This is a genomic window from Myxococcus vastator (genome assembly GCF_010894475.1).
Lineage (GTDB): Bacteria > Myxococcota > Myxococcia > Myxococcales > Myxococcaceae > Myxococcus > Myxococcus vastator.
Genome location: NZ_JAAIYB010000043.1, coordinates 17,458 through 31,789, shown reverse-complemented (window position 1 = coordinate 31,789; position 14,332 = coordinate 17,458). Strand labels below are relative to the sequence as shown.

The 14,332-nt window shown below is 72.3% G+C and carries 9 protein-coding genes; 7 read left to right on the top strand and 2 right to left on the bottom strand.

The features are described from left to right. The 7 genes from G4D87_RS07090 to G4D87_RS07060 form a co-directional block, all read left to right on the top strand. Window positions 1-998: TolC family protein (locus G4D87_RS07090; RefSeq protein ID WP_163780232.1), on the top strand; the 998-nt coding region annotated here is incomplete at its 5' end. Further along, on the top strand, window positions 986-2,143 hold the full coding sequence (locus G4D87_RS07085) for an efflux RND transporter periplasmic adaptor subunit (protein WP_163780231.1): 1,158 nt from the start codon (window positions 986-988) through the stop codon (window positions 2,141-2,143). The genes G4D87_RS07090 and G4D87_RS07085, both read left to right, overlap by 13 nt. A 9-nt stretch (window positions 2,144-2,152) precedes the next feature. Continuing rightward, complete coding sequence (locus G4D87_RS07080) at window positions 2,153-5,275, top strand: efflux RND transporter permease subunit (protein WP_163780228.1); 3,123 nt, start codon at window positions 2,153-2,155, stop codon at window positions 5,273-5,275. Between the two features lie 69 nt (window positions 5,276-5,344). Then, complete coding sequence (locus G4D87_RS07075; protein WP_240358070.1) at window positions 5,345-7,207, top strand: patatin-like phospholipase family protein; 1,863 nt, start codon at window positions 5,345-5,347, stop codon at window positions 7,205-7,207. Next, window positions 7,204-8,172, top strand: coding sequence for a 3-oxoacyl-ACP synthase III family protein (locus G4D87_RS07070; RefSeq protein WP_163780224.1), 969 nt, complete (start codon window positions 7,204-7,206; stop codon window positions 8,170-8,172). The genes G4D87_RS07075 and G4D87_RS07070 overlap by 4 nt, the downstream gene beginning before the upstream one ends. Then, window positions 8,169-8,939, top strand: a complete 771-nt coding sequence (locus tag G4D87_RS07065) for a lysophospholipid acyltransferase family protein (RefSeq protein ID WP_163780222.1) — start codon at window positions 8,169-8,171, stop codon at window positions 8,937-8,939. Before G4D87_RS07070 ends, G4D87_RS07065 begins: the two co-directional genes overlap by 4 nt. Beyond that, window positions 8,936-9,757, top strand: coding sequence for an SDR family NAD(P)-dependent oxidoreductase (locus tag G4D87_RS07060; protein ID WP_163780220.1), 822 nt, complete (start codon window positions 8,936-8,938; stop codon window positions 9,755-9,757). The genes G4D87_RS07065 and G4D87_RS07060 overlap by 4 nt, the downstream gene beginning before the upstream one ends. A gap of 97 nt (window positions 9,758-9,854) precedes the next feature. On the opposite strand, the gene G4D87_RS07055 is transcribed toward G4D87_RS07060, so the two are convergent. Beyond that, window positions 9,855-10,727 carry a class I SAM-dependent methyltransferase gene (locus G4D87_RS07055; RefSeq protein WP_163780219.1) on the bottom strand — a complete coding sequence of 291 codons (873 nt, stop codon included), beginning with the start codon at window positions 10,725-10,727 and terminating at the stop codon, window positions 9,855-9,857. After that, window positions 10,724-14,263, bottom strand: coding sequence for a serine/threonine-protein kinase (locus G4D87_RS07050; protein WP_240358069.1), 3,540 nt, complete (start codon window positions 14,261-14,263; stop codon window positions 10,724-10,726). The genes G4D87_RS07055 and G4D87_RS07050 overlap by 4 nt, the downstream gene beginning before the upstream one ends. Window positions 14,264-14,332 lie beyond the last annotated feature (69 nt).

Genomic DNA, 14,332 nt, shown 5'->3' with positions numbered 1-14,332 from the left:
TCCTGGGACTGCTCAACGCCACCCAGCCCCTGTTCAGCCTCCCGGCCATCATCGCGCTGGGCACCGCGCGCGAAGCCCGGCGCACCGCCAACCTGTCGTTGGCGGAGACGCGGCGTCAGCTCACCAGCGCGCTGGCCCAGTCCCTGGTGCGCGTCTCCGCGCAGGAGCGGCTGGCCGAGGTCAACCGCCTCAACCTCCGCACCGCGCTGGAGCGGCTGGCCCTCACCGAGCGCCGCTTCGAGCTGGGCGCGGGCACGCGGCTGGACGTGGTGCGCGTGCAGCAGGACACGGAGACGGCGCGAAACCTCGTCGTCCAGGGGGACGAGTCCCTGCGCAGGGCCCGAGAGACGCTGGGGCTGGTGCTGGGCATCCCCCAGGGGGTGGGCCTGGTCCAGGGCGTCCAGTTGGAGGCCCTGCTCCAGCACGCGCGGCGGGACTGCCAACCGTTGGAGTCGCTCGACCGGCGCGCGGACCTCGCGGTGGCGCGCTCGCGGCGCACGCTGGCGGAGCGGCAGGTGTCGGAGGTGAAGGCGCTCTATGCCCCGACGCTCGCGCTGACCAGCACCACGCTGGCCCTCACGGTGGAAGAGGGCCTCGTGACGGTGCCGGTGTGGAACATCGGCGCCAGCCTGGTGCTGCCCTTCTGGGACGGCGGCGCGCGCGAGGGCCAACTGAGGCAGACGCGCGCGGGCGTGGAGGTGGCGAAGCAGGGCCTGCTGGAGCTGGAGCGCACGGCCTCGGTGGAGGTGCTCCAGGCCCGGCGCGCGGTGCAGGTGGCGGACGCGGCGGCGCGCATCGCGGGCCGGGGCCGCGCCCTGGCCGAGGAGAACGACCGGCTCACCCGGCGCAGCTTCGAGGTGGGGACGGGCACCAGCCTGGAGCTCATCCAGACGGCGGCGGACCTGCGACAAGCGGAGCTGCTGCTGGTGGTGCGCGAGTTCGAGCTGGAGCAGGCGCGGGTCGCCGCGTTCCTCGCGGAGGCGGCATGCGAGTGGTGAGGACGTGGAGCACGGGGCTCGCCGTACTGCTCCTCGCGGGCTGCCGCTCGCAGGGCGACCCGGGGCCGCAGGGAGGCCAGGCGGCCACGAACCAGCCCATGCCCGTGGAGGTGGAGCGCCTGACCCCCGCCGAGGTGCGCGAGGCCAACGAGTACCTGGGCGCGCTCAGCTCCCGCAGCAGCATCACCGTCTATCCGCAGGTCGCAGGCTACGTGAAGGCGATTCCGCTCGAGCCGGGAGCACGCGTCGAACAGGGCGAGGTGCTGCTCGTGGTGGACCCCCGGCGAGAGAGCGCGGGCCTGCGCGCCACCCAAGCACAGCAGGCCGCCGCCAGGGCGCAGCGGGAGTACGCTCAACAGACGCTCGAGCGCAGCGAGCAACTGCTGAAGGAAGGACTCCAGAGCCGCCAGGACTACGACCAGTCCGTGGCGCAGGCGCTGCAAGCCGAGGCCAGCGCGCGCGCCATCGAGGCCCAGGTGCAGGCCCAGGAGGTCCAGCTCGGCTTCTACGAGGTGAGCGCGCCCTTCGCCGGCACCGTGGGCGACTACCCGGTGAACGTGGGCGACTTCGTGACGCAGCAGACGGCCCTCACCACGCTGGACCAGAGCAACACCCTGGAGGTGTCCGTGCAGATTCCCGTCGAGCGGGCAGGCACCGTCCGGGTGGGCACCACGCCAGTGGAGGTGCTGGACCCGGAGGGCAGGCTCGTGGTGTCCGCGCCGGTGTTCTTCGTGGCGCCCACGCCCAACGCCACCACGCAGCTCGTGGAGCTACGCGGCATCTTCGAGAACACCGTGGGCCTGCGCGCAGGACAGTTCGTGCGCGCCCGGGTCGTCTATGCCACGCGCAAGGCCCTGCGCGTCCCCACCGCCGCCGTCACCCGCATCAGCAGCCAGTCCTTCGTCTTCGTGGCGCGGGAATCGGACGCGGGCACCGTGGCGCAGCGGGCGCCGGTGAGCCTGGGCCTCGTCTCCGGCAATGACTACGAGGTGACGGGCGGCCTGGACGCGGGCACGCCCGTGGTGCTCAGCGGCATCCAACTGCTCCGCGATGGCCAGCCCATCCAACCCAAGGCCCCCTCGCGCAAACCACCTCGGGGCGTGGGCGGCAGTGGGACTGACGGCGGCACCCCGCCGCAACAGTGAGGGGCCGCCATGTTCACCGACTTCTTCATCCGCCGCCCCGTCTTCGCCAGCGTGGTGTCCATCATCATCACCCTGGTGGGGGCCATCTCCATCCCCACCCTGCCCGTCGAGCAGTACCCCGACCTGTCCCTGCCCGTGGTGCAGGTGACGGCGACGTACATCGGCGCCTCCGCGGAGACGGTGGAGAGCGCCGTCACCACCGTGCTGGAGCGGCAGCTCAACGGCGTGGAGGGCATGCGTTACATCGCCTCCACCAGCAGCAACACGGGCGTGAGCACCATCACCGTCACCTTCGACCCGGGACGGGACCTGGACATCGCCGCGGTGGACGTCCAGAACCGCGTGGCCACCGCGTCCGCGCAGCTCCCGGCCGCCGTCAACGCGCTGGGCGTCACCATCACCAAGGCCCAGACGCAGCTGCTCATCGCCTTCGGCCTGTTCGACGAGGAGAACCGCTACGAGACGGGCTTCCTCAGCAACTACGCGGACGTCTTCATCCGGGACGCGCTGCTGCGCGTGACGGGCGTGGGCGACGTGCGAATCTTCGGCGAGCGGCGCTTCGCCATGCGGCTGTGGCTGGACCCCACGGAGCTGGCCCGGCGCGGACTCACCGCCACGGACGTGGTGAACGCCCTGCGGGCGCAGAACGTCCAAATCGGCGCAGGGCAGGTGGGCCAGCCGCCCGCGCCGCCGGGGCAGACGTATCAGTTCACGGTGCGCGTGCTGGGGCAGCTCACGTCGGCCGAGGAGTTCAACAACATCGTGGTGCAGCAGGGGCCGGACGGCTCGCTGGTGCGGCTGAAGGACGTGGGCAGCGCGGAGCTGGGCGCGGAGAACTACGGGCAGCTCCTGCGCTTCAACGGCCGCGAGGCCGTGGGCCTGGGCATCTTCCAGCTCCCCGGCTCCAACGCGCTGGAGGTGCGCGACGGCGTCATCGCGGAGCTGGAGCGGCTGAAGGGCAACTTCCCGCCGGGCATGCGCTACCAGCGCGCCTTCGACACCACTGCGGCGGTGCAGGCCTCCATCGAGGAGGTGCTGGTGACGCTGGGCGAAGCCATCTTCCTGGTGGTGCTGGTCATCTTCGTCTTCCTGCACGGCTGGCGCAGCGTGCTGGTGGTGGCCACCACGCTGCCCGTGTCGCTCGTGGGCACCTTCCTCTTCGTCAGCGCGTTCGGCTTCTCCATCAACACGCTGACGCTCTTCGGCCTCACGCTGGCCACGGGCCTGGTGGTGGATGACGCCATCGTCGTCATCGAGAACGTCGAGCGCACCATGGCGCAGGACAACGTGGGCCCGCGCGAGGCCACCCACCGGAGCATGAAGCAGGTGGCCGGCGCGCTGGTGGCCATTGCCCTGGTGTTGGCCGCGGTGTTCGTGCCGGTGTCCTTCTTCCCCGGCACCACCGGCATCATCTACCGGCAGTTCGCCCTCACCCTGGCCTTCTCCATCAGCCTGTCCGCGCTGGTGGCGCTCACCCTGTCCCCCGCGCTGTGCGCCCTCCTGCTGCGGCCCCACGAAGGCCAGAAGTGGAAGGCCTTCCGCATGTTCGACCGGGGGCTCGACGCGTTCCGCGACGCCTACGGCCGCCTGCTCGCGAAGCTCATCGGACCGCTGCGCTGGTGGGTCGTGGCCGCCTTCGTCCTGTGTCTGGTCAGCACCTTCCTGATGTACCGCCTCACGCCCGCGGGCTTCATCCCGGGCGAGGACCAGGGCTACCTCATCATCGCCGTGCAGGGGCCAGAGGGCACGTCGCTGGACTACACGCGGCAGGTGCTGCTCCAGGCGGAGGACGTGCTGCGCCAGCAGCCGGAGGTCGCGGACATCTTCACCGTGGGCGGCTTCTCGTTGCTGGGCACGGGCGTCAACTACGGCACCCTCTTCGTCAACCTGCGCCTGTGGGACGAGCGCAAGCGGCCGGACCAGAGCGTCGCGGGGCTGGTGGAGCGCCTGCGCCGTCCGCTGATGGCCATTGGCGGCGCGCGCGTGTTGCCCTTCGAGCCCCCCGCCATCCGCGGCGTGGGCAGCGTGGGCGGCTTCGAGTTCGTGCTGGAGGACCAGCAAGGAGGCCGGACGCTGGCGCAGCTCGCGCAGACGACGGACGCGCTGGTGGGCGCGGCCAGCCAGGACCCGGGCCTGCGCGGCGTCTTCTCCTCCTACACCGCGAACACGCCCCTGCTGGACGTGCAGGTAGACCGGGAGAAGGCCCTGGCCATGGGCGTCCCGCTGGAGGGCGTCTTCTCCACGCTGCAAGTCTACCTGGGCAGCCAGTACGTGAATGACTTCACCTTCGCCAGCCGCGTGTACCGCGTGTACGTGCAGGCCGCCGTCCCATTCCGCAACGAGCCGCGCGACATCGACGCGCTCTACGTCCGCTCCGCGATGGGAGAGATGGTGCCGCTGGAGTCGGTGGTGAAGGTGACGCCCATCACCAGCGCGCAGAACATCCAGCACTACAACCTGTACCGCTCGGCGACCCTCAACGGGCAGGCGGCGCCGGGCTCCAGCTCCGGGCAGGCCCTGGACGCGATGGAGGCGGTGGCGCGCGAATCGCTGCCCGCGGGCTACACCTACGAATGGACGGGCCTGTCCCAGGAGCAGAAGGAGGCGGGCCGCAGCGTGCTGCTCATCTTCGGGCTGGGCGTCGTCTTCGTCTTCCTGGTGCTGGCCGCGCAGTACGAGAGCTTCGCCCTGCCCCTGGTCATCCTCCTGGGCGTCCCCGTGGCCCTGCTGGGCGCGCTGGGGCTGCAGAATCTGCGCGGGCTCCAGAACGACGTGTTCTGCCAGGTGGGGCTCGTCATGCTGGTGGGCCTGGCCAGCAGGAACGCCATCCTCATCGTCGAGTTCGCCGAGCAGCTCCGCCACGAAGGCCGGAGCGTCGTGGACGCCGCCATCCACGCCGCCCAGACGCGGCTGCGTCCCATCCTGATGACGTCCTTCGCGTTCCTCATGGGCGTGGTGCCGCTGATGCTGGCCTCGGGGGCGGGGGCCTCCGCGCGCAAGTCCCTGGGCACCACCGTGTTCGGCGGGATGCTGCTGTCCACCTTCGTGAACCTCATCTTCATCCCCGTGCTCTACGTGGTGCTGGAGGCGGCCAGGGCCCGCGTCCGCCCACCAGCGCCCCACGCACCCTGAGTGCTGACCAGGGGCCTGGGGGCCCCCCGGATGCCCCGCCGGAGGGGCTTCGTTATCCTGCGGGGTGCCATGTCTCACTTCCCGTCACGCGATGACCAGCGGCGCCAGCGGCTGCATGCGCTCAAGCGTGCGCCCGGGCTCCGGCATCAGGGCAACACCGCGCTGCTCCAGTTGCTGAGCAAGGGCCAGGAGGTGTCGTGGGCACGCGGCGCGGTGCTGTGCCGGGAAGGCGAGCCCGCCGAGGGCTTCTTCCTCCTCCTGGAGGGTGAGCTGGACGTCTTGCGCGGTGACGCGCTGCTGATGACGCTCCAGCCCGGCACGCCCCTGGGACTGGAGGCGCTGTCGAGCGGCGGCAACGCCTTCACCCTCCGCGCGACGGTGGACTCCGCGGGCCTCTTCTTTCCGAAGGACGCTGTCGCGAGCCTGCTGCAAGCGCCCACCGGCCTGCAGGAGCGGCCCCGGCCGCCCGCGGAGGTCATCGCCTTCGAGAGCGACGTGCGCGGCGCGCCCCTGTCCTCGCTCATCGAGCTGATGGCGAAGGTCATCCACCGTGACTTCGGCGACCGTGTGCTGCTGCTCCGCGGCGCACCGGGCGGGCATGACGCGCTCGTCACGGAGGGGCCGGATGGCGTCCTGCGCGCCACGCTGCCGCCAACTGAAGCGGGCGGGCCCGGCCTGCTGACCCCATCGGTGCTCCAAAGACTCACGGCCGAGCACGGCCTCCACTACGTCCTGCTCGACGGCTGCGGCGTGGCGGACGTCGGGATGACAGGTAAGACGGCGCGGCTGGTGACGACGCTGGACGCGCGACAGACAGCGGCCCCTCGCGTGCTGCCCACCGTGGTGGTGGACCCCCACCGTGCGTCACGCGCATCAGCGCTGCGTGGCCAGTCCCCGCATCCCCAGTGGCTGCCGCCCTGCCCCTTGCGGTTGAGCATGGGCAGGATGGCGCGGGTGCTCGTGGATGACCGGCCGCTGGACGCGACAGCGCTGAGCCCCGCGGAGCGAGATGCCCTCTCCCGCTGGGCCCGCGCCCTCACCCACCGGCGCGTGGGCCTGGCGCTCAGCGGCGGCGGCGTGTGGGGCTTCTACCACGTCCACATCCTGCGCTGGCTGGTGGGACAGGGCGTGCCTATCGACATCGTCAGTGGCGCCAGCATGGGCTCGCTGGTGGGCGCGTACTTCTGCGGCAGCGCGCTGGATGGGCACGACGGGATGGAAGGACTGCGGCGGCTGGAGGAGCGGGCCGTGAACCGGCAGCTCACCCTGGCCGCCACGGCCGCCATCGTGACCACGTATTCGCTGGAGCGCTTCGTGGAGCAGGACCTGGGCCGCCTCTGCCTGGAGGAGCTTGCCATCCGCTTCCTGCCCGTGACGACGGACCTGACCCGCGGAGACTGCGTCGCGCTGGAGCAGGGGCCGGTGGCCTTGGGCGTGCGCGCCAGCGGCTCGGCGCCCGGCATCTGGGGGCCCACGGTGGTGCCTCCCGCGCGGTACGTGGACGGCGCCTTCACCAGCATGGTGCCCGCGCGCGTGCTGTTGAACGCGGGCGCGGACGTCATCTTCTCCAGCAACATCCTCCCCATCAACGTCCGGTATGCGTCCCCTCAGCGACAATCAGGACTGGGGCGCTTCCTGGCGGGACTCAACCCGGTGGCCCGCGCGCTGGACCTGGCGGCCAGTGGCGTGCTGCTATTGCACCGCAGTGGCGACGCGGAGAGCCTGCTCGCGGACGTTCGTTACGACATTCCATCCGCGGAGGCGCCGCTGCTGACCGCCATGGAGTTCACCAAGGCCCGGGACATCCTCGGACGGGCGGCGGCGGATGTGTCGCTCGCGAAGCGGCTGGAGGAGATGAAGCAGCACTGGCTCCAGGTCAAGACCCGGAGCGCCCGTGCCCACACGCCTCCAAGAGGACAGCAAGCCGCATGATTCCCGTTCGCATCCAGGGTACCGCCAGTGTCCTTCCCGGCCCCGCGGTGACGACCGCGACGTTGTGCGCGCGCGTGGGACGCGACGCCGCGGAGGTGGAGCGAAAGACGGGCATCCGCACCCGCCACTTCGCGCCACCGGGGCTGAAGGCCGCGGACGTGGCGGCGCAGGCGCTGCGCGGCGCGCTGGACGCGGCGGGGCTGGAGGCCCGAGCCCTGCGCCGCATCCTCTGCGTCACCTCCATGGGCGGAGACGTCACCACGCCCGCCACCGCCAACCGCGTGGCCGCGGCGCTGGGCCTGTCGGGGAGCTGCGACGCGATGGACGTGAGCAACGCCTGCATGGGCTTTTTGAGCGCCTTTGACCTGGCGGCGCGCTCGGTGGCCACGGGGCTGGGGCCGGTGGGCATCGTGTCGGTGGAGCTGCTGTCGCGCACCACCACGCCCGAGGAGCCTCGCCCCTACCTGGTACTGGGTGACGCGGCGGCCGCCGCAGTGCTGGGCACGGGCCGTCCGGGAGAAGGCGTGCTGGGCGTGGCGCTGGGCAATGACGGCACCCTGCCCACGGACGTGGTGCTGGAGAATCCGGTGGCCACCGGCAAGCTGGAGCGGATGCGCTTCCTGACGCCCAGCAAGGAGATGACCCGCGTGGCGCTGGACGCGCTGGTGCGAGCGGCGCGCGCGGCGTTGGACGAGGCCGGCGTGGCCCTGCGCGACGTCGAGTGGGTGCTCACGCACCAGCCGAATGGCAGCATGCTGGAGGCCATCCTCCAGGCGCTGGAGGTGTCACCGGAGCGGAGCGTGCGCGTGGTGGACACGGTGGGCAGCGTGGGCTCGGCCTCGCTGGGCACCAGCCTGGACCGGCTGCTGCGCACGCGTCCGGTGAAGCCCGGGCACCGCATCCTCCTGGTGGGCGTGGGCGCGGGCGTGGCGCATGGCGCGGTGCTGTACCAGGTGGGCGGATGAAGCAGGCGGGCGGCTGGCCCCTGACGGCCTGGCTGACGACGTTCCGGCTGCTGCGCCGGTATCACCGCTACGAGGTGGTGAACCTGGAGCCGCTGCTCCGTCCCGGCGCGAAGCTCATCGTCGGTTACCATGGGCGGCCCCTGGCCGTGGACCTGTGCATGCTGACGGTGACGCTCCACGAACGCCTGGGCTATCTGCCACACGGCGTGGCGCACGGCGCGTTCGCTTCGATTCCGGGCATGCGAACGGTGGCGGATGGGCTGGGCTTCGTCACGGGGGATGACCCTCGGCTGGCGGAGGCGGTGGCGCGCGGCGAGCATGTGTTGTTGCAGCCGGGAGGCACGCGCGAGGGCTGCCGGGACTTCCGCCACCGCTACCGCGTCGACTGGGGCGAGCGCATGGGCTACCTGCGCCTGGCGGTGCGCTACCGGCTCCCGATTGTGCCCGTGGGTGGCAGCGGCATGGACGACGCGTACGTGGGCCTCAACGACGGGTACGCGCTGGGCCGACGGGTGGGGATGCCCGGGCGGCTGCCGCTGTGGCTGGGCGTGGGCGCCACGGGCCTGTGGCCCTGGTCGCTTCCCTTCCCCGTGAAGTTGACGCAGTGGGTGGGCGAGCCGCTGACGCGTCACCTGGCGCCAGGCTTCGACGCGGGCGACCGGGACGCGATGCGGGCGGCGCACCAGGAAGTTGCGGGCGCGGTACAGGGGCTGCTCGACAGGGCTCGCGGTGTGGACAACGGCGGCACACGGAAGGCCGAGCGATGAGCGAAGGTTCCGAGGCGCGGCAGTGGGCGCTCATCCTGGGAGCTTCGTCTGGCACGGGAGCGGCCATCGCGGAGGCGGTGGCGCGAAAGCCCGGGCTGAATGTCTTCGGGGTCCACCGGGGCCGGTATGTGGACGGTGCCGCGCAGTTGGAGCAGCGGGTGCGGGACGCCGGTGGACGCGGGGTGCTGTGGCAGGCGGACGCGTCTTCACCCGAGGCCGCGGAGGCGGGCGTGGCGGCGCTGCGGGAGGTCGCCGGGCCTCGGAGCGTGAAGCTCTTCGTGCATTCGATTGCGGGCGCGTCCGTGGGGCGCTTCCTGTCCGAGGGCGAGGACCGGCTGCACGCGCGGCGCATCCGGAGGACCTTCGACACGATGGCGCACTCGTTCGTCTTCTGGGCGCAGGCCCTGGTGGAGGAAGACATGCTGGCGCCGGAGGCCCGGCTCCTCGGCCTGCAGAACCCGCTGGATGAGACACACCTGGGGAACACGGGGCTCATCAGCGCGTCGAAGGCGGCGCTGGAGATGTACGTGCGCTACCTGGCCATGGAGCTGGGGCCGCGAGGGCACCGCGTCAACCTGCTGAAGTTCGGCACGGTGATGACACCCGCGCTGAAGCACGTGTACTCACCCGAGGCCCTGGCGCGCCTGGAGGCCGCCCACGCGCGGATGAACCCCGCGGGGCGCATGGGCTCCGTGGAGGACGTGGCCCGCTTCGTCACGGTGCTCGCCGGTGAGGAGGCGGGTTGGTTCAACGGGGCCACCATCGACTTCACCGGGGGGATGACGCTGCGGCTGCTGGATTTGGTGCTGAATCCGTGAGGTCAGGCCTGCCCGATGTCCAAGAGACAGGGTTCAGCACCCGCGCCCTGACTCAACAGGAAGCCACCTACGCCAAGGCAGACACATGCTTCGGCCATCAGGCCTGTGCGTCTTGCTTCGGCATCCGGAACGACAGACAGTAATAGAACGGAGCCACCTGCTCCTCGGTGACGTCGAACGCGCCCGCGGGCAGCAGCTCCCGGGGGCAGTGCGGCTCCCGTGAGTAGAACGTCATCGCGCGGAACGCGGCGCGCTGGAACAGCGAGGGCCGGAAGCCCGGGTCCAGTTGCTCGTCCACCACCACCAGCGGCGTGCCCGGCTTCGCCACGCGCGCCATCTCCGCCAGGGCCCGCTCCGGTGCCCGGTAGCCGCCAATGCCTCCCACGTGAAACACCCGGTCGAACGCCGCATCCGGGAACGGCAGCGCGTGCGCGTCCGCCATCATCAGCCGCACGCCCGCATGGCCTCCAGACCGCAGCCGCCGCTTGCAGTGCTTGAGCATGCCCTCGCTCAGGTCCACGCCCCACACCTCCACGTCGAGCCCCGGCGGCAAGCCCTCACGCAGGAGCGGCAGGTTCGCCCCCGAGCCCACACCCACCTCCAGCACCCGCACCGGACGCCCATCCTCGCGCGGCGTCAGCGCGCCGAGCTCCACGCGGCGCATGTACCCCGCGCGCATCCGCGCCTCCGAGACAGACTGAAACAGCGGCGTCAGCAGCGTCGTCAGCGGGTCATGCAGCACCGGCAGCCCGTCGTAGATGACGCGCATCAGCCGGTCCGTCCCGCGCACCGCGTCCTCGCGATACAGCCGCGCCATGCCGCGCGCCACGCGCCACGCCTCGCCGCAGCCACCGCAGCGCAGCCACCCGTCGCGGATGCAGCCATCCGCCTCCAGCCCGTGGAACACCAGCGCCCCACCACAGGCCGGACACGCCAGCGACGCCACGTCCCGGGCACGCACACCGTTCATGAGCGCGCGAGCGCCTCCGCGCGGTCCCGCTCGTCCCGCATGCCCAGCCGGGTGAACAACTCCACCGCGCGCTGCTGATGGCCCCCCCGCGCCGGGTCCTCCGAGGGCAGGTGCCTGGCCAGCGCCAGCCGCGCGTGGGCCTCCTCGAAGGACTGCCCCTTCCTCGATGCGACGGCGATGCACCGGCGCCACGCCTCGAAGGCCCGCGAGGCGTCGCCATCCAGCCAGGCCTCCCGCCCCCGCCACAGGCGCGCCGCGGCCTCACCGAAGGGGAACACCTTGGCGAAGACCTCCGCCTGCCGGCGCGCGGCCTTGGCGCTCGCCACCAGCGAGGCCTCCGCGCCCCGCTCCCACAGCGTCAGGAGCACCTCCGCCACCGTCATCACGCCGAAGTAGACGAAGTGCGCCACCGGCTTGCCGGACGACAGCTTCGCCAGCGCCTGCTCCGCCGCGGCCCGAGCCCCCTCCGCGTCCCCTTCACGCAGCCGCAGCAGCGCCAGCGTCCCCTCCACGATGATGCGGTCCGTCTGCCCGCCCTGCGCCTCCGTCCACGCCAGCGTCTGGGCCAGCGCGGCGCGCGCCTTCGCGTAGTCGCCCAGCCTCAGGTGGATGTGCGCCTGGTAGTGCAAGGCCCAGTGCTCCGTCTGGAGCGCCCCACGCCGCCGCGCCGAGTGCTCCAGCCACGCCATCAGCGGCAGGCCCCGCGCGAACTTCCCCTGGTAGCACGACACCACCGTCAGCAGCGCGCGGCACTCCTCCGCCAGCCGCACGTCCCCCACCGAGTCGACGATGCCCATGGCCCGCTCCAGCCACGCCTCGGCCTCCGCCCACCGCGCCACGTACGCGCCATACACGGCGTTGCGGCACAGCACGAAGGCCAGGTCCGCGGGGCTGCCCACGCACTCGGCCACCTCCAACGCGCGGCGAGACCACGTCTCCGCCACCGACCGGATGGGCAGCGTGCCCGCCACCACCGCCATGCTCGCATAGCCCCGCGCCAGCTCTGGCGACGCGCCCGCCGACTCGCACAGGTTCAACGCGCGCAGGCCGGACCAGAGGACGGGCAGCGCCTGGTGCGCGTAGATGAACGCATCGAGCAGTCGCATCAACAGCCGCCCCGCCACGCGCCGCACCCGCCGCCGCTCCTCCGTCTCCTCGTCGTAGTCTTCCGGCCGAGAGCTCTGCGCCAGCCGCAGCAGCCCCTGCCCCAGCGTCCCCAGCGCCCAGCCCATGCGGCTGGACGGCACCGGCCAGCCGAAGTGCCGCAGCGCGCGCTCCGCATGCTCACGGAAGGCCTGGAGCTCCCCCAACTGGAAGCGCGTCTCCGCCAGGTGCGCCTCCAGGTGCCCCAACGTCATGGCGTCGCCACCCACCTCGGTTACCCGTGTCAGCGCCCGGGTGAGGAAGGGCAGTGCTTCGCGGCAGGCTCCCACGCGAAGGGCATCCTCGCCCGCGCGCCGCGCATAGCGCGCCTCACGCAGCGGATCCCCCGCCATGCCCCAGTGGTAGGTGAGCGCCGCCGTCCACTCCGCGCGCTGCCCGTGCGCCGCCTCCATCGCCAGCGCGGCGCGCCGGTGCAGCGCGGGCCGCGCATCCACGGGCAAGTCATCCAGCACCCCTTCGCGCAGCTTGTCGTGCGCGAAGCGCCAGCGCCCATCCGCCACGTCCAGCACCGCCGCCGCAGCGCAGTCCGTCAGCCAGCGCTCCACGTCCACCTCCGGCGCGGCCTGTCGCAGCAGCGGCACGTCCACCTGCCGCCCGACGATGGCGGCCACCTGCAGCAGCTCCCGCGACGGCACCGGCACCTTCTCCAGCCGCCGCTGCACCAGCCTGCGCACGCCGCCGGCGAAGACGCGCTCCGGCAGCGCCATGTCCCCCAGCCGGTCCAGCCCTCCCGCCTCCTCCGCCAGCGCCCGCACCACCTCCACGAGGAAGAAGGGGTTGCCCTCCGTCTCGCGCAGCAGCAGGTCCACCAGGTGCGGCCGGGCTCCGGGGGCGCCCATCATGGACTCACTGAGGATGGAGACCTCCCGAGCGTCCAGCCGAGGCAGCCGCAGCAGCGACAAGCCCGGCAGCGCCGAGGGGAGCGCGGGCGCCTCATCGTCACGGAAGCTGCCGAGGAGCAACAGGCGCAGCTGCGCCGCCCGCGTGGCGAGCCGTGAGAGCAGATGCAGCGACTCATCGCCCGCCCAGTGCAGGTCCTCCAGCACCACCACCACGGGCTGGGTCAGCCGCGCGAACACGTCCTCCACCACCTGGAGCAGCCGCGCCTGCACCATGTCCGCGCCCACCTCGGCGGGGTCCGCGACGGGGTGCCCCCGCAGCGCCTCGAGGTCCGGCACCAGCGGCTTGAGGATGCTGGCCTCGCGCTCACTCAGCGTGGTGAGGATGGCCAGCCAGCGCAGCACCGGACGCCACTCCTGGTACGGGCTGCCGCCCGCCGCCACCCCCTGGCCCCGCAGCACCACCGCGCCCTTCACCAGCGCCAGCGCGCGCAGCTCCTCCAGGAGCCGCGACTTGCCCACGCCGCTCTCCCCACCCACCAGCCACGCGCCGCCGCGGCCCACCATCGCCGACTCCAGCACGGTGGACAGCCGCGCCTGCTCCGCCACCCGGCCCACGTAGCGCGCGGCCTGGAGGAAGCTCTCGCGCGCGGCGGCGGACTCGGGCGGTACCGGCTCACCGGTGGCGGCGCAGAGCTCGGCAATCACCGCGTCCGCGTCGCGGGGCCGCAGCTTCGGGTCCGGCGACACCAGCCGCTCCAGCGCGGCCTTCAGCGCGGGCGGGAAGTCCGGCGGCGAGGGCACCTGTCCGGCATGCGGCAGCCGGCCGAACATCATCTGGCTGGCCATGGCGCCCACGCTGAAGAGGTCCGTCACCTCCGAGGGCGGCTGGTCCTCGAACAGCTCCGGCGCCAGGTAGCCCGGCGTGCCGCCCGGCTGCGCGCGGTGGACGTGCTCGCGCCCCACCGCCAGGCCGAAGTCCAGCACCTTCACCTGCCCGTGGGCCACCAGCACGTTGGCGGGCTTGAGGTCGCGGTGGATGATGCCGCGCCGGTGCAGGTACGCCAGCGCCATCAGCGTCTGCACCAGCAACCCCACCTGCACGCGCAAGGGCTGCCCCGTGCCCGCCTGCACCAGGTGCCGCGCGTCCTCCAGCAGGTCCATGGCCAGGTAGGGCCGGTGCTCGGCGTCGAAGCCGTAGTCCAGCACGCTGATGACGTGCGGGTGGCGCAGCGAGGCGAGCGTCTGGAATTCGTGCGCCAGCGACAGCGCCAGCTCGTGCCGGGCAATGGAAGACGGCGTGTACTCGCTCTCGGGCAGCCGGGGCAGCCGCGCCAGGTCCTCCAGCGTCTGGTGCAGCCGCTTCACCGCGACGGGGCCCGCCAGCAGGTCCTGCGCGCGCCACACCGTGCCCGCACCGCCCCGGCCCAGGAAGTCGAGGATGCGGTAACGGCCGCCTACGACCTCGCCCTCCGCGTGGCGACGCGCCGCATCCTCCGGCGGGTGCCGGGTTTCGTGAGGAGATTGACGCATCAGAGGGGGGCCGCCCGCGCCGATGATAACGGGAACCCCCGGCGGCGGTAGGACTGATTCCCGACACAC

Bases quoted from the DNA above. Each gene is read 5' to 3' on its own strand.
- G4D87_RS07085 (WP_163780231.1), top strand. From the start codon at position 986: ATGCGAGTGGTGAGGACGTGGAGCACGGGGCTCGCCGTACTGCTCCTC.
- G4D87_RS07055 (WP_163780219.1), bottom strand. From the start codon at position 10,727: ATGAACGGTGTGCGTGCCCGGGACGTGGCGTCGCTGGCGTGTCCGGCC.
- G4D87_RS07070 (WP_163780224.1), top strand. From the start codon at position 7,204: ATGATTCCCGTTCGCATCCAGGGTACCGCCAGTGTCCTTCCCGGCCCC.
- G4D87_RS07050 (WP_240358069.1), bottom strand. From the start codon at position 14,263: ATGCGTCAATCTCCTCACGAAACCCGGCACCCGCCGGAGGATGCGGCG.
- G4D87_RS07065 (WP_163780222.1), top strand. From the start codon at position 8,169: ATGAAGCAGGCGGGCGGCTGGCCCCTGACGGCCTGGCTGACGACGTTC.
- G4D87_RS07075 (WP_240358070.1), top strand. From the start codon at position 5,345: ATGTCTCACTTCCCGTCACGCGATGACCAGCGGCGCCAGCGGCTGCAT.
- G4D87_RS07060 (WP_163780220.1), top strand. From the start codon at position 8,936: ATGAGCGAAGGTTCCGAGGCGCGGCAGTGGGCGCTCATCCTGGGAGCT.
- G4D87_RS07080 (WP_163780228.1), top strand. From the start codon at position 2,153: ATGTTCACCGACTTCTTCATCCGCCGCCCCGTCTTCGCCAGCGTGGTG.